General features: G+C 45.0%; 21 protein-coding genes. All 21 read right to left on the reverse strand.

Annotation, left to right across the window (positions count from 1 at the left end):
* Positions 1-132 precede the first annotated feature (132 nt).
* Positions 133-1,047 carry an AraC family transcriptional regulator gene (locus VSQ61_RS14605; protein ID WP_334345128.1) on the reverse strand — a complete coding sequence of 305 codons (915 nt, stop codon included), beginning with the start codon at positions 1,045-1,047 and terminating at the stop codon, positions 133-135.
* Between the two features lie 33 nt (positions 1,048-1,080).
* Positions 1,081-1,785, reverse strand: coding sequence for a trimeric intracellular cation channel family protein (locus VSQ61_RS14610; RefSeq protein WP_334345129.1), 705 nt, complete (start codon positions 1,783-1,785; stop codon positions 1,081-1,083).
* 145 nt (positions 1,786-1,930) lie between these two features.
* Positions 1,931-2,620 carry a YoaK family protein gene (locus VSQ61_RS14615; RefSeq protein WP_334345130.1) on the reverse strand — a complete coding sequence of 230 codons (690 nt, stop codon included), beginning with the start codon at positions 2,618-2,620 and terminating at the stop codon, positions 1,931-1,933.
* A 260-nt stretch (positions 2,621-2,880) separates the two neighbouring features.
* Positions 2,881-4,854: a methyl-accepting chemotaxis protein gene (locus tag VSQ61_RS14620; RefSeq protein ID WP_334345131.1), complete on the reverse strand. Its 1,974-nt coding sequence runs from the start codon at positions 4,852-4,854 to the stop codon at positions 2,881-2,883.
* Positions 4,855-5,031: 177 nt separating this feature from the next.
* Positions 5,032-5,196, reverse strand: coding sequence for a hypothetical protein (locus VSQ61_RS22965; protein WP_502877042.1), 165 nt, complete (start codon positions 5,194-5,196; stop codon positions 5,032-5,034).
* Entirely contained in the window at positions 5,181-5,564 is a 384-nt protein-coding gene (locus tag VSQ61_RS14625) for a dihydrofolate reductase family protein (RefSeq protein WP_502877043.1), read from the reverse strand. Before VSQ61_RS14625 ends, VSQ61_RS22965 begins: the two co-directional genes overlap by 16 nt.
* A 71-nt stretch (positions 5,565-5,635) precedes the next feature.
* The gene (locus VSQ61_RS14630) at positions 5,636-6,214 is read right to left on the reverse strand and encodes a hypothetical protein (RefSeq protein ID WP_334345132.1); all 579 of its coding nucleotides are present in this window, start codon (positions 6,212-6,214) and stop codon (positions 5,636-5,638) included.
* Positions 6,215-6,309: 95 nt separating this feature from the next.
* Positions 6,310-6,660, reverse strand: a complete 351-nt coding sequence (locus VSQ61_RS14635) for a DUF2651 family protein (RefSeq protein ID WP_334345133.1) — start codon at positions 6,658-6,660, stop codon at positions 6,310-6,312.
* Positions 6,661-6,666: 6 nt separating this feature from the next.
* The gene (locus tag VSQ61_RS14640) at positions 6,667-7,299 is read right to left on the reverse strand and encodes an MBL fold metallo-hydrolase (protein ID WP_334345134.1); all 633 of its coding nucleotides are present in this window, start codon (positions 7,297-7,299) and stop codon (positions 6,667-6,669) included.
* A gap of 165 nt (positions 7,300-7,464) precedes the next feature.
* Complete coding sequence (locus VSQ61_RS14645) at positions 7,465-8,343, reverse strand: MBL fold metallo-hydrolase (RefSeq protein ID WP_334345135.1); 879 nt, start codon at positions 8,341-8,343, stop codon at positions 7,465-7,467.
* A gap of 307 nt (positions 8,344-8,650) precedes the next feature.
* Positions 8,651-10,339: an AAA family ATPase gene (locus tag VSQ61_RS14650; protein WP_334345136.1), complete on the reverse strand. Its 1,689-nt coding sequence runs from the start codon at positions 10,337-10,339 to the stop codon at positions 8,651-8,653.
* Positions 10,340-10,487: 148 nt separating this feature from the next.
* Complete coding sequence (locus tag VSQ61_RS14655) at positions 10,488-10,676, reverse strand: hypothetical protein (RefSeq protein WP_334345137.1); 189 nt, start codon at positions 10,674-10,676, stop codon at positions 10,488-10,490.
* A gap of 90 nt (positions 10,677-10,766) precedes the next feature.
* Complete coding sequence (locus tag VSQ61_RS14660) at positions 10,767-11,432, reverse strand: DUF3879 family protein (RefSeq protein ID WP_334345138.1); 666 nt, start codon at positions 11,430-11,432, stop codon at positions 10,767-10,769.
* Entirely contained in the window at positions 11,413-12,084 is a 672-nt protein-coding gene (locus VSQ61_RS14665; RefSeq protein ID WP_334345139.1) for a hypothetical protein, read from the reverse strand. The genes VSQ61_RS14660 and VSQ61_RS14665 overlap by 20 nt, the downstream gene beginning before the upstream one ends.
* The gene (locus tag VSQ61_RS14670; RefSeq protein WP_334345140.1) at positions 11,981-13,492 is read right to left on the reverse strand and encodes a GHKL domain-containing protein; all 1,512 of its coding nucleotides are present in this window, start codon (positions 13,490-13,492) and stop codon (positions 11,981-11,983) included. The genes VSQ61_RS14665 and VSQ61_RS14670 overlap by 104 nt, the downstream gene beginning before the upstream one ends.
* A 96-nt stretch (positions 13,493-13,588) precedes the next feature.
* Positions 13,589-14,302, reverse strand: a complete 714-nt coding sequence (locus tag VSQ61_RS14675; protein WP_334345141.1) for a LytR/AlgR family response regulator transcription factor — start codon at positions 14,300-14,302, stop codon at positions 13,589-13,591.
* A gap of 270 nt (positions 14,303-14,572) precedes the next feature.
* On the reverse strand, positions 14,573-15,907 hold the full coding sequence (locus VSQ61_RS14680) for a M56 family metallopeptidase (protein WP_334345142.1): 1,335 nt from the start codon (positions 15,905-15,907) through the stop codon (positions 14,573-14,575).
* A 4-nt stretch (positions 15,908-15,911) separates the two neighbouring features.
* Positions 15,912-16,271 (reverse strand): BlaI/MecI/CopY family transcriptional regulator, encoded by a 360-nt coding sequence (locus VSQ61_RS14685; RefSeq protein ID WP_334345143.1) that lies wholly within the window; start codon positions 16,269-16,271, stop codon positions 15,912-15,914.
* Positions 16,272-16,393: 122 nt separating this feature from the next.
* On the reverse strand, positions 16,394-17,203 hold the full coding sequence (locus tag VSQ61_RS14690) for an ABC transporter permease (RefSeq protein WP_334345144.1): 810 nt from the start codon (positions 17,201-17,203) through the stop codon (positions 16,394-16,396).
* Positions 17,204-17,245: 42 nt separating this feature from the next.
* A complete protein-coding gene (locus VSQ61_RS14695) occupies positions 17,246-18,043 on the reverse strand; it encodes an ABC transporter permease (protein ID WP_334345145.1) in 798 nt (265 codons plus the stop codon).
* Entirely contained in the window at positions 18,036-18,959 is a 924-nt protein-coding gene (locus VSQ61_RS14700) for an ABC transporter ATP-binding protein (protein WP_334345146.1), read from the reverse strand. Before VSQ61_RS14700 ends, VSQ61_RS14695 begins: the two co-directional genes overlap by 8 nt.
* Positions 18,960-19,166 lie beyond the last annotated feature (207 nt).

The following is a 19,166-nucleotide window of genomic DNA, read 5'->3' on the forward strand; positions in this document are numbered from 1 at the left end:
TGTGGTTTTTATATGATAGTGTACATTATATCCGTTCTTCCTGGAATCCGTTAGATCTTTTTGTTTCATAAAACAGTCAAAATGTTTCCAACTACTACTGTTCACCCCATGATGTTCTAAGTAACTTCCAACTTACTGCTTCTTCTGCAATTTCTTTAAACTCTCATCATTCATAAGCTCCCTCAAAATCTCTCTGCTTTCTTCCGGATCTTTTTTCACTGCTTTCCAGTTCTCCTTGCGGTATTCTTTTGGAACGCACCCTGTATTTCTTTTGAACGCCTTTGAAAATACAAGCGCATCCCCATAACCACAGGACAGTGCCACATGCTCAATGGACAGTTTTGTAGTTGTCAGAAGCTCCCTGGCTCTGGAAAGCCGGACTTCCGTCAAAAATTCCTGCGGGGACATATGTAAAGTATTTTTAAAAAGCTTATAGAGATAGCTGCGGTTTACGCAGAGATAATCTGCAATGTCTGTCACCTTGATATCCGAGGAATAGCGGTTTCTTATATAAGTGACAGCCCGTTCCATATAGAAATTTTCCTTTGAGGGCTCCCCTTTTCCTCGATCCACCGCATTTTCAGCCAGAACTGCAAAAAAGGCATATAAAAGACTTTGCTGCCGGTATTGGCTGGTAACGGATCCATCGGAACAGCTCATCATCTCAAGGACCAACTCCTTTAATTTTCTGCCCTGTTCCGAGTGAAAGGTAAGCTGCCTGCCGCCAAGCCCCAGATCCTCTAAGTATTCCGCTGCCCGCTTCCCTGAGAATCCAATCCACAGGTAACTCCAGGGTTCCTCTTTGTCCGCCTGATAATAGGTCAGCACATTGGGCTCAATCAAGAAGCCCTCCCCTGCCTCCAGCTCATACTTTTTCTCTCCTGACTGGTAGAGTCCCTTTCCATCTACAATGTAATGAATCAGGTAATTGGAACGCACTCCCGGACCGTAACTGTGGAGTGGTTCACACTTGGCATAGCCGCAGAAGCAGACATACAGGTCTTTAAATTTTGATTCGGCTAGTTCCAATACAAATGCATTTTCCATATACGGTCTCCTATCTCCATATTCAGGGCATTTTTATTGTATTCGCGGCAGGTTCCACCGATAATGCATGGCCAGCAGCCGTACAATTATGACCACTGCCGCTCCGGCTGTCATGGAAGCCAGATTTCCAATCCTGCTGCCTGAATATGTGCAGACAAGAGCGCCTGCAATGGACGCACAGGCGTAAATATGCTTTGTCAGGATGTAGGGCTTTTCCTGGGCCATCACATCCCGCAGCAGGCCGCCGCCTACACCTGTAATAACGCCTACAAAGAGCAGCAGGAAATTCTGGTCATAGCCCAGACTTCTGGCTGTATTTACGCCCACAACAGTAAATATTCCCAATCCAACTGCATCAAAGAGTGTCATAATCTTATCGTAAGCTGCTGCGATTTTTCCCTGCAGCGGATTCTGCCGGATATCTTTGAAAGAACCTGACCTGTCCGCCTCGGAAGCTCCCATATTTCGGTGTGTCTGCAGCATGTACAAAAGCAGAAAGAGCAAAATCGATACGATTAATGCAACTATGGTATAAATCGGCCTGCGAAACATATTTGGGGGCGTGAAACCTAAAATTAAGTCACGTATCACTCCGCCGCCCACGGAGGTAACTACCCCCAATACACAGACTCCAAACAAATCCATGTCCTTACGTACAGCCAGCATCGCTCCGGAAGATGCAAACGCAATGGTTCCGACGATCTCCATGATAAATATGATTAATTCTGAATAGTCCACCTGTCTCTGATCCTCATTTCTAAAAATTCTGCTTATCCCCGTTGTATATAATGGAATGCGAGCCTTTTTATCCTTCCCAAACTGCTGATTTAAGAATCTTTTCCATTGCGGTTCTGTGTCCTTTCGGTATGGACACAAATACATCCTACTCTTTCTCTGGCTGCTCTTCTACCGCAGGAGGAATAAACATAATGACAAATACAATTAGCAAAAGCAGGCAGACAATCAATACGGAAGTCTCCATAAACGCCCGTGTAATGGCTGTTCCAAGGACTGCTCCCAGAATGAAAAACAGAATAATCCCATAATATTGCAGGCTCTTTTTACGGGCCTCCTTATCCTTGTTGATGTTATAGTAAAACAGCTGCTCTGTAGCGCTCCTGAGATTTCCGGTACACATGGTTGTGGCATAGGCACTTCCATTAAAGCGGCGGAAGCTTTCGACCTGCATGGAGCATACAAAGGATACTGCCGAGTTAATCACGTCATCGCACACCCCGGATGGAATGAACGCTATCACCCACAGCACGACGAACTCAATTACGATTACAATCTGCCGCCAGTGAAGCCCGGGATTGTAACGGAATCTTCTTCTCACATACTCTGTAATCAGGATTCCTGCCATAAAAGCCATAATTGGGTACATATAAAATAAAATCTTAGACCAGTTCTGGTCCGCCACATTGATTCCCAGCAGAACGATATTTCCCGTCTGGGCATTGGCAAATACACCGCCCCGGCAGATGTAGGTGTATACATCCAGATATCCGCCGGCAATGGCCAACAGGATGCCCACGATATAAGATTCGGATGCTTTTTCCAGTTGAAGCTTCATATTTTTGCATTTCCTTTATGTAAACTATTTGCAGTCATTTATTGCCTTTTTAGTATAACGAATTCCTGCTGATATTACAAGACGAAGTGGAAATGCAGATTTCATTTATAAAATGTTAATTTGCAGCTTTAAAGTAATTCCCTGCCGTTTTCCCTCACTGCTTCAAATACATTCATAAAAGTCTCCGAGAATGCAAAATGACAGTTATGCACCTATGTCTAATAGGTTCATAACTGCCTTTCCAGTGTACTCATACAAATTTAATTTTTTGCCAGCGTAAACTGCTCCACCAGCTGCTTCAAGCTGTTAGCCTCGGCAGAAAGCTCCTGACTGGCCGCAGCGCTTTGCTGGGAGGTAGCACTGTTCGTCTGCACAACAGAAGAAATCTGATCAATGCCCTCCGTAACCTGCTCGATAGCGGAAGTCTGCTTCTCCACTGCCTCCACCACAATATCCATCTTCGAGGTCACATTGCCGGCAAGCTTATTGGTAAGCTCCAAAGCTTCGGTGACTTTGTTCACTGCCTGACTTCCCTCGGTAACAGACACAATGGAACCCTCAATCAGTTCCTTTGTAGCCTTGGCGGCTTCATCGGACTTAGAAGCCAGATTACGCACCTCATCTGCAACAACCGCAAATCCCTTCCCTGATGTTCCTGCTCTGGCCGCCTCTACCGCAGCATTTAACGCCAAAATATTGGTCTGGAATGCAATGTTTTCAATTGTGCCAATGATTTTGGAGATCTCCTCTGACGAGCCTGATATCTTCTCCATGGCAACATTCAATTCCTTGACATACTCCACGCTGGTGCCAAGCTGAGCTCCGGCCTGACCCACGAACTGTCCCGCTTCTTCTGCCGCAGTGGAAGTCTTCTTGGCACTCCCGGAGATCTCTGTAATCGTAGCAGCCAATTCCTCCACAGCACTGGCCTGTTCCACCGAACCCTGGCTCAGAGACTGGGCTCCCATGGATACCTGATTGCTGGCAGAAGACACCTGGCCGGCAGAAGCGTCAATCTGACGCATGGTATTACTTAATTCTATCTTCAGATTACGCATAGACCGCAGAATACTCTGGAAGTCCCCCACGTATGCATCACGGTTGGAGGATTGGATATCAAAGTTCTTGTTTGCCATCTGGTTAAGCAGATAACCGATATCCTTGATAATTGTATTCAAACCAGTTACCATCTCCGCCGTAGATCGGGTCAGCTCCGCCGTTTCATCCTTCCCCCTGGTCTCAGGTACGGGTGCTGACAAATCTCCCTCCACCAACAGCTTCATCCGGTTTGCACAGGCCCTCATGGGCACGCTGATATTGCTGGACAGCTTCAGAGCCACAACAATAGATGCCAAAGCAGAAGCTGCTATCACTACCAGATTAATGATGATGCCAACATATGTATCAGACAGGTAATCCGTCTTCAATGCAGTAACGGCAACGCTCCATCCGTCTGTGCCTCCCACCGGAGCATAGGCCAGAAACCAATCGCCATCTGCGTTCTTAAAACTTCCAAAACCTTTCTTTCCCTGACGCATATCTGCATGAAGTGCAGCCAGTTCCTTTAAGGAGCCATCCTGCCCGGCTTCCTGTTCAATATTCTGAGTTGCGATCGTCTCCAGTGTAATATCAGCGATGGTAACACCGGATTTGTTGATCATATAAGCCCGGCTGCTTTCACTGACAATAATAGAAGAAACAATATCATTCAAAAAGGTCTCCGGCGGTACAAAATAAACCACTCCCACAATCTGGGCTCCCTGATTTCCTCCGGAATAAATAGGTGCCGCCACCATGATAGATAATTCTCCCGTGATCTTACTGATCAACGGTTCGGATACATAAACATTTCCCTGCATAGCCTGCTTTACATATTCCCGATCGGAATAATCATTCCCGTCAAAGATACTGCGGCCATCCGCACCAACAATATTTCCCCGCTGAAAACCATGCATTTTCACACGTTCGTCTATAACAGCCTGCTTCTCATCTGCAGAAACAGATGCATCAGACAACTGAGGAATACAGCCCGTATCCATAGCTACATTCTTATAGGCTGTCAACTCCTGTTCAATGCGTTCTGCCGCCAAAACAGCCGTCTCGCCCATCATCTGTTCCACCGTGGCCAGGGTACTTTTATAATTCAGGGTAATACTGGATGACCCCACCGCAATTAAAGCGATCAGGACCGTTGCCATCAGGCATACTGTGATTTTTTTACGGATACTATTCATGTCTTTCCTCCATCAGTTTTTTATTAAATGGTGTATCTTTACAGTCCCGAACGGACACGTATTGGAGTATACGCTTCAAGATACACACGCACCTCTTTCGGTGCAGGAAAAATATGTGATAATATTATACCATAGGGCAAGTGATCCGTCTATGAAAAAAAGTGCAAAAGCTGTTTTTCATCCCCGACGCTCATATACCATCTCCGTGATTCTGTTATAGCTTTGAGTCTTTACTAATTTCAGAGGAATCTTCCTGCCAGTACTGTCAAAAAGGCAGATGCCTTTTCCCAGAAGCATTGGCATCACTGAGATGTAATAGGTGTCTATCAGATCTTCTGCCATAAGCTGTCCTGCAAGGGATGCGCCGCCGCAGATCCAGATGCCTTTTCCATCTTCTTTTTTAATGCATTTATCAGTTCACGGGGATCTTCATCAGAAAATTGTATCCCTTTTGCTGGCGCAGGCTTCCGGTGGGTTATCACATAGCTGTTCAATCCCTGGTAAACCCATTCATCCGGAGACAGCTCCGTTACAATCTGATGATACGTATTAAAGCCCATGACTACGGTGTCTACCTGTGTCACTAATTCTGAATAGGTATCTATCATTTCTTCTTCATTTCCCTGTCCTTCCAACCAGTCAACCTTCCCTTCGCAGTCTGCAATATAACCGTCCAGACTCATTGCGATGAATAGAATAACCTTTCTCATAATCCCAATTCCTCTTTTTTCATGGAAAATATATGTGTGTTTCAATGAAGCAAATGGAGGTTTCCCATATCTTACACTCTCACATCAAAGCCATCGTGAACTGCCGTTTCAGCGGCATCGCTGCCGGACAAGCCTCTGTTTTTTATCTCCTGCCTTGCAGCATGATATGCGTTATAGTAGACGGCTTTTAATGTGCCATGTACCTCTGATTCTGCTTTCGTTTCTTTTTCATGCCAGCCTACGCCCCCGGTATAGGTCAGGATTTCTTCGCCATTCTCGTTATATACATGGACTGCGGAGCCTGTTCCCTTGGATTGAAATTCAGCCTTATAGGGTGTGCCAAATAAGATGCTCAGCCAGCGTTCGTCTGCCTCTTTTATTTTTTTCATATTTTCCATATTATCGGAATCTATGGCCTGATTGATTTTTCCCATTAGCGCCATCCTGTCAGGGGCAACCTTTGCCACCTCATTCTTCCGCAGGCTAAGGAAGCAGCTTCCCATATATACATTTTGGGCTGCATCCTCTTTGGCATATTCTATGATCCTCTCCTTGAGAGAATCTGACAGCTCCCACTCTTTCCTGGATGCTGTTTTTTCTCTTGCTGCATATTCTGTCCGGCTATTTCTTGTTATTTCCGTAATTCCCATTTTGCGCTCCTATTCCTATCAGGCAATATCAAAGTTATTTTTTTTCCTATTTTCAAATATATGGCTTTGCCATTACAAATCCCCATTGCCCAAAGCTATCTTTGTGCTTTCCTCCTGATAAGGGAGGATATCACCATAGCTGCTATCCCCAAGGCAAGATAAGCCAGTCCATACCGAATAAATGCGGTTTCCCCCATGTCAAAGAAGATCCATACGCCCGTCAGGAACAAAACCGCTGAAATAACGGGAAGGCTCCACAAATGCTTTCTGTCCTTTCCTGCAAAAGCTCCTATGATCAAGGAGTATATGGGATTAACAGCAAAAAATAAAAGAAAGCAGACTGCCATTCCTCCGTCGGCTTTTACAAATGTAACTGCCGCCCACGGCAATACCAGCATAATTACCGCAGAGATTCCAATCCAGCAAATCATAGTCTTTTTTATCATGTGATGTCACCTCCAGGCACTTCGGTTTTTCTTCGGCTTCCCATGTCCGAAATAAATCTGCCGTTCTCCCAAGCCGCTGATCTTATGGGCACTTTGCAGCATGGTATCTCTGTCATTGTAAAGCATGGATACTGTCGGGTAGAACATATTCATGAGTGCATCCCCCACAATCAGCTCTTTTCCCATAATGTCAATTCCTATGGAGCCCTGCGTATGCCCGGGCAGGCCGATGACCTTTGCCGGTATCCCGTAATCCTCCAGGGAATCGCCCTCTTTTAAAGATATATTTGGAGTAAACGAAAGAATCGCATCCTCATGAAAGCTTTTTATGGATGCTGCCAAAACAATTTTTCCTAAGATACTGTGTGCATGCAAGGGCTGCAGCATATTATCGGCAATAAGAGAAATATCTGCCTCGTGCATGGCAATCGGACAGCTCAAAGCGTTCGAAAGAAATGCAGCGTTCTGTATATGATCCACATGACCATGGGTCAGTACCAAAAGACGCACATTGTACGGCTTACAGGCATCCAGTATCTTCTGCCTGTATTTTTCCCGTCCCGTGTCCACCAGTATGGCATTTTTTCCATTGGAAATAAGATAGCAGTTTCCATTTCCGCAGCAAATTCTTCGTACCATGCGCACCATCCTTACCCATATTTCCGTCCATATCACGCTTCTGCCATATTCCTATTTTGGCAGATTCATTATTTTTATTTCTTTGTTAAATATATCGACAGATTCGCCCTGCTTATAAATACAAACCTCATGAATATGCCTTTATGAATGAAATCCGCCGGTTTTTTATATCTGCTGCCACAATAGCATATTATCCTGAAACGCCGCCGTGATCTTTCCCGTATCCTTCAGCCACGAAAGATATGAGCGCACCGTACTGCCCACCAGCACATACTGTTCAAAATTCATGGTAAGCCCATAACTACCAAATACCTCCTGCAAAATCCTTTCAAAATGCACAGGTTCCCTGCAGACAGACCAAATCCTCTCAGCTACCTTTTGCACTTTATCCCTGTTATAGCGGACAAGTTCGCTGATATCCGGGGCCGCCTGTGCATGGGCAGGGACAAACATAGGAGCTTCCATCCTTTCCACCTTGTCCAGAGTTTCCAGATATGCTCCCACATCATAGATAAAGGAAACGGCATACTTGTCCAGGGTTTCCCTGCTGCTGATGCAGTCCGCCAGGAATACTACCCCGTCCGGCATCCGAAAGCCTGTCATATCAAAGAAATGCCCCGGCAATGGTATCACTTCAATCTCTTTTGGAAAGCCGGCATCCGAAAAATCCGTCACATCACTTTCCTGGGCCATCAGGAACTTATGCCGCAAGTCCCTGCAGGGATATCCGCCATACAGGAAAGAGGGCTCCAGTACCGGATATTTTGTAAATGCAGCCTCTATGCCGCCGGAATAAATCTTACATCCTGTCTGCCCCTGAAGGTAGCGGTTGCCGCCGATATGGTCCGCATTGGAGTGGGTGTTCAATATGGCTTTTAAGTGCCAGCCGTTCTTATCCAGAAGCTGCCTGACCTTTCTTCCTGCATCCTTATCGTTTCCGCTGTCTATCAGATAGACATTTTCTTTGTCCGCAATGTAAACTCCTATCTTCGCCGGACAGTTTATGTAGTAGCACTTTTCGCTGATTTGCACTAATTCATACATTTTTATGTTCTCCTATGATCAGTTTCGTAGTTTCTAGTAGTCCGTATCGGAAATCCTTGTGCATATTTCTGAGGATATTTTTCCGAGAGTGCAGGTCAAAAAACGCAGACGTAGTGGTGCTACGGCGAGGCTTTTTGACCTGTGCTATCGGAGAAATAGACCGGAAATATGCACAAGGATTTCCGGTACGGACTACTAGTACATCAGATATTAAATAGTTGATAGTTTGCAGTTTTGCGCTTCATCCGTCTCTAATAACCTGCCTGTCAGCAGAAAAAATTGCCATGTGCACAAGAGCCATATAAAATCACTCTTTCCCAATCAACACCTTTTTCCCACAGAAAGCAAATCCATATTTCCGTATTTTCCCCTCCGGAATCCCCTTGGACACAAGCATGGTTTCATATTTTTTCGCTTCTATCTGCCGTAATGCGGACTTTACCGTATCAGACAGTTCTTTCTCATCCTCCATATCCTGCACCTTGAATTCCAGTATGATTCCGTCATCATCCTGCTTCGGCTCCAGCATCACATCATAGCGCCCAAAGCCGCTTTCACGATTGGATGTCACGGTATAACGGTCTGCCAAATCCACTAACAGTCCCAGCACAAAGCCATGGTAAAAGCGCTCCGGCTCAGCATCCTCCGAGGGCTTTTTTCCTGTATCAAAAGTGCTGAAAGTGGCAAGCGCCACCTTATTCATATAATAATTCATAGCCTTCAAATCATCAGACAACAATGCCGTGATAAAATCATTATAATTTTCATCTTGATCTGAAAACCAGCTGCGAATCATTTTTTCAAACATCATCTCCACTTCTTTATTCGTCAAAGCCAGTGTATGGTACCAGTGACCTGTTTTTTCTATAAATTCCATCTGAAGGACTTTCAGATAACCACTGGCAAGGAGAAGACTCCAGACAGAATTTCTTTTTGTATACAATTCTCCATAAACAATCTGCTCATCAATCTCTACACGAAGCGTCCCGTCTCCCATCAGACATTCCAGGCTTTGCTTAATCTCTTTACTTCCCTCCCGAATCAGCTTTCCTACCAGGCTGTTGGAGCTGGAATTGGCCCAGTAAGCTCCTACTTTCCTTTTATCCAAATAGTTTAACACAGACCAGGGATTATAAATATCTGTATGGCTTCCAAAAGTAAAACCATCATACCAGCTTTTAACCTCCTGCCTCTTATCCGACATTCCAAACTCATCCAGGGCCGCAAATACTTCTTCTTCCGTAAAACCAAAACTATCCGCATACTTCTCAGAAGTAGTCGTCACTACTTCAAGATTGTTCAAGTCAGAAAAGATAGACTCTCTGCTCACCCTTGTGATGCCTGTCATAATGGCCCGTTCCAGGTACGGATTTGTCTTAAAGGCCGAATTAAACAGGCTCCTTGTAAAAGAAACTACCTCATTCCAGTATCCATTCACATAAGCTTCCTGCATTGGGGTATCATATTCGTCCAACAAGATAATCACTTTTTTATTGCAATACTTATACAAATACTTTGACAAACGATGAAGTGCTATACTTGCTGTAGTCTCCAGCATATCTTCAGAAACACTGCGGAAGTATTCCTTTTCTTCTGGAAGCAGGCATTCACTCTTTGTTAAAAAGCTGTAATCATAATAGAGATCCGAAAGAATTTGATTGATCCTCCGAACGGTTGATTCATAGTCTTTTTCCTTTACATTGGCAAAAGAGAGACTTATTACCGGATAAGTCCCCTGTAATTTCCTGTACTTTTCATCCTGCCAAATAGAAAGCCCTTGAAACAGCTCTCCCCGTCCATTATATTTTACGGAAAAAAACTGTTCTGCCATACTCAATGTTAAAGTCTTTCCAAATCTTCTGGGGCGGGTAATCATTGTTACGCTGTCTTTACTTTCCCACCATTCCCTAATAAACTTTGTCTTATCCACATAGAAACAATCATTTTCCCTTATGAATTCAAAGCTTTGCAGCCCAATTCCTACCGTCCTCGACATGCTCCATACCTCCTAGTATGGCCTAATTATACCCTCATCGAATCCCATATACAAGATTAAATCCTTTTCCGCATCTGGCTGACTTCTTTTTTCTCTAAATTCTATGCTAATTCTCCCAGATTGTCTCCCATACCATTTTATAACTTTATTATGTTCTTGCAGCACTTTTTGTACCTCTTACCACCGCCATACGGGCAAGGAGCATTTGGATATATTTTTTAACACTCCCATCTGTCATTTGCTCCATACTCTTTTTTCCATTTAGTAGTGCTCCTTTAATTGGATCTTCTGTCAGCATATAATCTTCACAGAAAATAGCATAATCTTCTTTATCCATAACTGGTATTGGAACAAATTTCTTTTCGATATAATCTGAAAACGGCTGAATAGTAACAAAAATTATATTTATTTTCGGAAGTTGAACTGTTTATGCGAAGCCTCTGAATCTGCCGTTTCCCATTTTATTATCCAGCTGACAGAGTACATCTCCTATCTCTCCATCAATACAGGCATTCTGCCTTTTTCTTTCACTCGGACATGCGGTGTCCCCATGATTTATACGGGCATAGACGGATTTCCCAAACACTATTGATGTGATATTTTCGTCAGCGAAAATCTCATCCAGTACATCTGACGGGATCAGCTTGCCATTCGTCCAGCCCGGCACCTTTTCCTTAACCGCAGCAGTTACTGCGTGTGCAAGATCTAAATGAAGCTGGCTCAGCGTCCATGTAGCCGGAGAACGGTCACTGGCTTTCAGCGTTTTCACATAAGAATGTATCTTGTCATAATATGCATCTGTTTCAGCGGTATTATCGCCGGACATTCCGCCATATTTATAAAATTCCTTCTTCACATCTTCAAAGACGTGCTGTTTCATTTCATCCGATACGTTAATGATCCTTTTCCAATCTGTCCTGCCTGTTATCCTCATGCCTTCTACGCCATAAGAATTTTTCCTGCGCCCGGAGAGCAGGTCTGCTATTGCTTTTTCATTTCCCTTGCTTACACTCCCCTGTTTCCCTGCAAACGGAAAACTCTTATTTGAAAGGAGCGGCCAGATTCCCTGACTGTTATTTCCTACACGCATCATAAATCTTCCCCTCCCACTGCACCATCAGCCTTTTATGTGCAATGCTTTTTTCCATTGCAGCTTTCTGTATCCGCTTCTTTTCCTGCTGTTCCTCTATCTGTACTTCCCTCTGTTTTTCCCGTTCTGCCCTGCGCTCCCAGAAGCTGTTTTTCGCCCTGCTGTCAAACAGGCTTTTCCCGCTCCCATTCTGGTAACCTGCACTCCACATCTTTGCATGGCATTCTTCTTTTGTCGCACCATAATAAATTGTGGAATAGGCCCCTCCACAGATGCCAGCCCATCTGTCCGGCTGCGCCCATCCTGTCCGCAAATCATTCAGCACCCACGCCTCATATTCCGGGTCATTTTTCATAGCCTCAAACCCTGCCTCAGAAATATTGATGGAAATGCTCTCCGACATGCGGGTCGGGTGCATGGGAATCTGTGAAATCCTGTCATGGATATACTGCTTGTATTCCTCCATTGTCATGTCCTTTGTTGAAACAGCTCCCGCTTTCCCTGTTTCTGATACATTTTGGGTTCCCATGCTTTTTCCAGCCACCTTGTCGCTAAAGGATGCGGTTTTTGTCTGGCCGCTGCCCTTTGCTTCGTAATTCTTCAAAAAGCTGCTGTACGTCTTTGTCATGTAGTTTACATTGATTGTGCTGCCCATTTCTGCTCCTTTCCTGCAACAATACTGTTACGACGAACTCTTTTTTCTTGATCCTGATATCCACATTTCCTAAATACTTTGCCGTCTCACGCTTAACATTGGATAAGCCTATGCCATGCATGGAGACCCTTTTCCCTAAAAGGTCTGCTCCTTTTGTGGAAACCGGAAGATTACTGTTTTTGTCAAATGCCACCTCCCCTTCAAAGGAATTTTTTACACATATCAGAAAAAATCTCTTTTTCTGTCTGCCCGAAAGGGAAATATATCTTTTTCCCCCTTTCATCCTTTCGCAGGCTTCCAAAGCATTCTGCAGGAGATTATTTATGATGATCGCAATGTCATATGCGTCATACCCGTCCGATGCCGGATACAGGAACTCCGAACTGAATTTTATGCCCTGTTTATCTGCTGCTTTCTGCTTGTCATTCACAATCACATCCGTAACGGCATTGCCCGTCCTGATAGTAAGCTCAAACACATTCAGGCTTTCATCCATTTTGGCGATATACTGCTCCATTTCCTCATAGCTGCCGCTTCCTGCCAGCCCCTTTATATTTGTCAGATGGTTTTTCATCTCATGCTTCATCCTGCGTATGCCGTCATAAAACTGCTCGACTTCCTCCATCCGTTCCCGTATTGCCAAAAGCTGCTGCTCCTCTACAAAATACTTCTTCTTTTCTTCCTGCAGCCTTACCATTTCCTGATAGGACATTACCGTAGCCACAATCCCCACATAGAACAAGAAGCTGGTCAAAGGCACTAACCCGATGAATACCGGGTACTCCTCGTATAGCAGAAAAAACACATTTTCCTTTACAATGAAGAGCTGCCGGAAAATAATATTCCCAAACAGGATGCCTGCAATCGGCATCAGACATAAATAACACAATTCCTTTGCGTGTAATTCCAGTGGTTCTTTTTGCAGCCTGCGGCTGATGAACAAAAGCATAATGAACAAAAGGAGAAACTGCAAGACTATGGAAAGGGAATAACCCACAGCAGTATTACGGTACATTGTGCTTTCATTGTATACGCCCCGCAGGAGCTTTGTATCAAAAATATAGCGCAGGCTTTCCGTTATTAACCTGCACATATCTCTAATCCCAAAAAACAGCACCCCAAGCAAAAAAGCAATATTCTTTTCCATTCCTGTAATTCTATGGGAGGATGTCAGCAGGACAATCACAATTATCATGCGCAGCCAGCCGGGAAGAGCAGCCGCATCACAGATAAGATACACCAGTACATACGCCCCAAATACTGTGGCAGCCTTTTTTAACACATTTTTCCGCTGTTCCTTTTGCCCCGCCATAAATGGGTAAAAAAGAAATGTCATGCATGCTGCATATAAGACTGTTTCTGTTTTGCCCATTATATGCCGGAATAGCATAAAACCTGTTTCACTCAAGATTTCCCCTCCTATCTTAAGTTGCTACGCAACGGTACGAAAGGGTAAAGTCCAGCAGAAAATATTTCTTAAAACACTTGACATTTCTTAGCTGGACTATTGCATAAACTGCAGATATGCCGCCGCAAAGTCATCATACCTTTTTGAAAGAGGCAGTCTGTCCCCATTCGCAAGTGTCACCTCGGATTTGTCATACCCCTCAACATAGGAAAGATTGACCAGGTATCCCCTGTGTATCCGGTAAAACTGTCCCGCCAATTCTTCCTCCAGATCTCTAATCTTTGCGTAGTATTCCAGTTCCCCTTCTTTTAAGTACAGCACTACCTTATGGTTCCGGCTTTCCAAATAATAAATACTGTCTAACGGTATGGCCCTGCTTTCACTTCCGCACCGGATGATTAGTGTTTTCTTTTTCTGCTCTGCCTCAGATAAAATCTGCCCTGCCGCCCGGCTGAAAACTTCCGCAAATTTCTGCTCATTGATGGGTTTTAGCAGATATTGGAATGCATCCACGTCAAATGCGTCATAGACATATTTTTCATAGCCCGTAACAAAAATGATAACCGGCTGTCTGTCAAGTTCCATGCCTCTTAGCTGTTTTGCCATGCTCATGCCATCCATGCCGGATGTATCGCCTTTCATTTCTATATCCAGAAACAACAGGTCATGTTCCATTTTACCTGACAGGTATTCATCAGCGGATGCATACTCAGTAATTTCGCTCTCCGAATCCTGCTTTCTCACAAGTGTGCGCAGATAAGCTCTTATATTCTTTTCATCATCGCAGATTGCAATTCTTATTACATCCACCTCCTCGTAGCTTTCATCTTATATATCGAAATAACTGTAAATTTATCTAATACCGATAGCGTGAATAGCGGATTTGACAGCGTGAATTCTTTTCCGCTGTTTCAAGGATAATATAATCTGCCTATGCCGCCACCCCATATTACCTCTAGCCTCCAAGCAATTTCCGTTATCAAGCCGCCCGGCCTGCCGGCAGAAATGGCAGACCGCCGCATATGGCAGATGAAGTCCATAGTGCGGCTTATGGGGTGGGGCCATTTTGCCATGACAGTTTTACTTCACAATATATGTCACAGGTGCAGAAGTATCTATGCCCTCATACATTTCCTCAAATCCCGCATAGCGATCCAGACCTTTTGCAGTATTGGTATCCAATGCACGGAAATGCTCATCTCGCTCTGCTTCTGTGTCAAAGTATATTACATTGTTTTCAGGCAAATCATCCGCCGCACCGGTTTTTTCTACGGATGCCCCATGAATATCATCTGACTGCACCAAAACAGCCGTCTGAACATCATTTGTGTCAGTGCCTGCAGCTTCACCGCCTTCTTTGAAAAAAACGCCGGCGTTGTCAGCAACCTGCAAAATGGAATCCGGCTTGGAAACAATTTCAATTTTGCCATCCTGTTCCACCGATTCAGCCTGCTGTGGCTGTGCATTCGCAGAGGTGGCAAATGCCGCCGCAGTCCCAGCAATGATAATGCCCGCCAAAACAAATGAAAAAATTGTCTTTTTCTTGATTTTCATAATTGCAGTTATCCTTTCTTCAATTGCATTTTTGCTAAAATTATTGCACAGAGGGGTCAAGCCGCTTTGTGCCTCTTCCATGCTGATCAATGCCCGTGCATAGGCTGCTTTCGTGTTTTCCCCGAAAAGACGTACAACTGCTTCGTCACATGCCAACTCAATATCCCGGTTTGCGAGAAAATACATCGCCCAAACCAGGGGATTGAACCAATGTACACACAGCACCAAAATCAGCACCAGCTTCCTAATGCTGTCAAAACGCCGGATATGCACATATTCATGAGCCAAAACATATTGCAGTGACTTTGTATTCTCCCATTTGGTAGATGTCGGCATCAAAATCACAGGCCAGAAAATGCCATAAGTGAGTGGGGCGGAATAACGGCTGGACTGCCGAATAGAAATCACACGTCTCTGATGATGGGCATTTAACCAGTTTCTGATGAAGTCATTATCCACTGGCAGGGATGTCTGAAACTCTTGTCGGCACTTCCAATATGATACAGCAAAAAATATAGCGCAGACCAGCACGCCGCCAGCCCAAATAACTGCCCATATAGAAATGGCATTGGAAATGCCATCCTTCATAGCAACCATCTGTCCTGTCGTTTCAGTCGGAAGCATTCCAATGGCTTGTAGATCCTTTGCAGCATCTATGGCAGATACATGATTGCCAAGCAGCGAGTACACACTAAACGTTGAGGGAACCGAAAAAGGGATCAGCAAGCGTACAACCACGATTCCCCAAAGTACCCCAAAAGTCTTTTTAGGTAACAAATTAATTGCCAAGGCACGTATTACAATGACTGCTAAAATCATCACACCCCCGGCAAAGCTCATTTGCAGCAGGCTCATTTGCATCACCTCACTCCAAATCATCAACAATCTGTTTTAGTTTTTCAATCTGAGCGGCGCTCAATTTTTTCCGTCCCAGCAACGCCGCAAATAGCTTGTCAACGGAGCCGTCATACATTTTGTCAATCAGTTCATCTGTCTTGGCCTCCTGAACTTCCTCTTTAGGAACAAGCGCATGGCACATGAATCCCGGTTCAGAACGTTCAACCGCTCCCTTTTTAATACAACGCTTAATCAGGGTATACGTTGTATTTACATTCCAGCCCAATTCTTCGGTAAGCTGCCTGGCAATATATTTAGCCGGAACATCACCATCACGCCAAAGGACAGACATCACTTTCAGTTCAGAATCGAACAGCTTAATGTCCATTCTGTCACACCCCCTTCTTCAAGACTGTAGTAGTATCTATTTATATATACTACCACAGTCTTAAAACTCTGTCAATACTACTCTGGTCTTAGAACTAAAAATTAATTACAGGAACGCCTAAATCACCGTCTCCCCCGCACTCTTCTCCTAGATCCTTTCCTCTTCTTCCTCCTCAGGGGCTTCATTTCCCTCTGCCGGTCAGACGCCCCCAGAAGGAGCACTGCCGCCAGAATTACAAAGCCAATCCCTGCCGCTGCCAAGAGATAATCAGGGGGCGAAGAAGCCCCATTATATTCCGTCATATCAAACCCAGTCAAAATCAGTGCTGCCGAAAAGGGATAAGCACTGAGCAGCAGGCCGCTCTTAAAAAACAGCATACTGTACCCAAGAAAAAACGTAAAAATCGAGCCGCCCAGATATCCCCCTCTCATCTGTCCGAAAATCAAAATCATAGGCATACACACAAGATACGTCATAAACGATGCCGCCACCACCTGACCGCCCGAGGTCAGTATCATCCCCGGCGTCAGCCCCTTAAGTCCCACAATCCCCCCAGTCAGAAGGGTCACACCTACACTGTACACACCAAACACCACAGAAAGCATCCCCGTAATCACCAGCTTCGCTCCCAGCAGCTTTGACATGGATACCGGCACCGTAATAATATTCTTCAAGGTATCGTGGGTCGTCTCCCTATCAATAAACCAGCCTCCAATCATCACCAGCGAAATCGGCAGAAATACCTGCGAATTCCCCCAGATCACATTTGCAAACAAGTGCCTGAAATCATAATTCAAATCACGATACTCCGGCGCCAGCATCAACTGAGTTCCATATTGAACCACAGGGCACACGGCAAGCGCCACAATCCCCACCAAAAGTATCTGACACCGGCGAAGCTTCAGCCATTCGGCTTGTATTAAATTCCACATGTTTTGTCACCTCCAATTTCATTTCCCCAGCATTCCTGAATGCTACTGGGTTTCCTGCCGCTTATAAACAAAAGCAATCAGCGTAAGAAATACCGCACCTTCCATGGCAGCCACGCCAAATGCCTGCACATTACTCAAAAAATAAGGACTAATCTGCTCAAGCAGCGCCGCCAGTTCCTCACTGGGATTGCTGTGGTCATAAAACTGGAAAAACCAGCGAAGTGCCAGGGGCCCCGGCAGCAGCGTACCGGGATTCAGCCCAAAAGACTGCGTCAGTAAAGGCGTACTGGTAGAAAGTATATAATTCACCATGGTATAGAAAAAAGTAATAATAACAGACACAATATAACTCTTATTATAAGCAACCACCAAAAGCACACAGGGCATAGTCCCCACCCACATAATCAGAGCTTCCCCGAGCCCCACAAAAAACAAAAACCAGAATCCCTCCGGCCGCCAGCCCTTAAGCATCACAAGGCCGCCTCCAAGCAGACCTCCCACTGCCATAAAGAGCACCGAAAAAATCAGCAGCACCAGCATTTTGGCCACCGCCAGCTTCCCCTTATCCACCGGCACCGTCATAAGATTCTTCAGCGTATCATTATCCTGTTCCTCAAACAACAGATTGGCAGCCAGAACAATCACAGCCGGAATCAGCAAAAGATAGGCGCTGAGCTGAAACAGACACGACATCATCTCCTCCACGGCCTGCGCTCCGGTCTGCGCATATGACGGCAGAAAAGAAATGCCGAAAGGAATCAAAATGGACAAAAAAGAAGAGACAAAAAACAGCGGCTTCCTTTTCAGCTTCATAAATTCACAGTAAATCAGCTTAAGCAATCCCCTCACCCCCTGTTACACGCTTGAAATAATCCTCAAGACTTTCCTCACAAGTATGGGCTTCCGACACCACAAGTCCGTTTTCCACAAAAGCAGTCACCATGTCACCTACCGGAAGCTCCAGATTGTAAAGAAGCAGATTGCGGTCATCCTGTATGGTAAAATCCTTTTCCCGAAATCTGCGCTCCAGAATTCTCGCCGCCTGGGCCGTATCAGAAATCGTAAAATGAACATATTTGCTGTTCTTCTGCTCCAGTTCTGCAAAGCTTTCTTCCTCCAGAAGCACACCATGGTCAATAATACCAATATCATCTGCCAGAAGCGCAATTTCCGACAAAATATGACTGGAAATCAAAATCGTCTTCCCTCTTGCCTCACACAGCTCCCGGATAAAAGAGCGCACCTCCGCAATCCCAATGGGATCAAGGCCATTAATCGGCTCATCCAAAATAAGCAGCTCCGGGTCATGCATCACCGCAAGGGCAATGGCAAGCCTCTGCTTCATGCCAAGAGAAAATTGAGAAAACAATTTTTTATCCCCATAAGGCAGCCCCACCAGATCCAAAGCATCCTTAATCGCATCCCTCCCCGGCACACCCCGAAGCACCGCAAAAATACGCAGATTTTCCGCAGCTGTCAGATTCGGATAAAACCCCGGCGATTCTATAAGGCTCCCAATCCGTGGAAGCAGCCTTCTCTCATTCCCCGCCAGCGGCTTCCCCCACATAGACACCCTTCCGGCCGTAGGCCGTGTAAGCCCCAAAAGCATTTTCATAGTCGTAGTCTTACCAGCCCCATTCCTGCCAAGAAGCCCATAAATCCTCCCCTTCTCCACATGAATATTCAGATTCGCAACACTTTTCTGCTCACCATATTGCTTCGTCAGATTCTTCGTCTCAATAACATACTCGCTCACATCAAAAACCTCCTATCCTTCCAATTCCACAATCTATCATCTGTCAAATACCATTCTAACACCCCCACCTTGCAAAAACCTTGCCGCAACCTTGCATTAACCTTGCAAATCCAAAAACCAGCAATCCACACCAAAAACCCCTACATACCTCCAAACACATTCTTCCAAAAATACAAACCAAAAACCACACACATCCCAATATTTATC

Origin of the sequence: Candidatus Merdisoma sp. JLR.KK006, from assembly GCF_036941035.1 — a bacterium.
Classification (GTDB): Bacteria; Bacillota; Clostridia; order Lachnospirales; family Lachnospiraceae; genus Laedolimicola.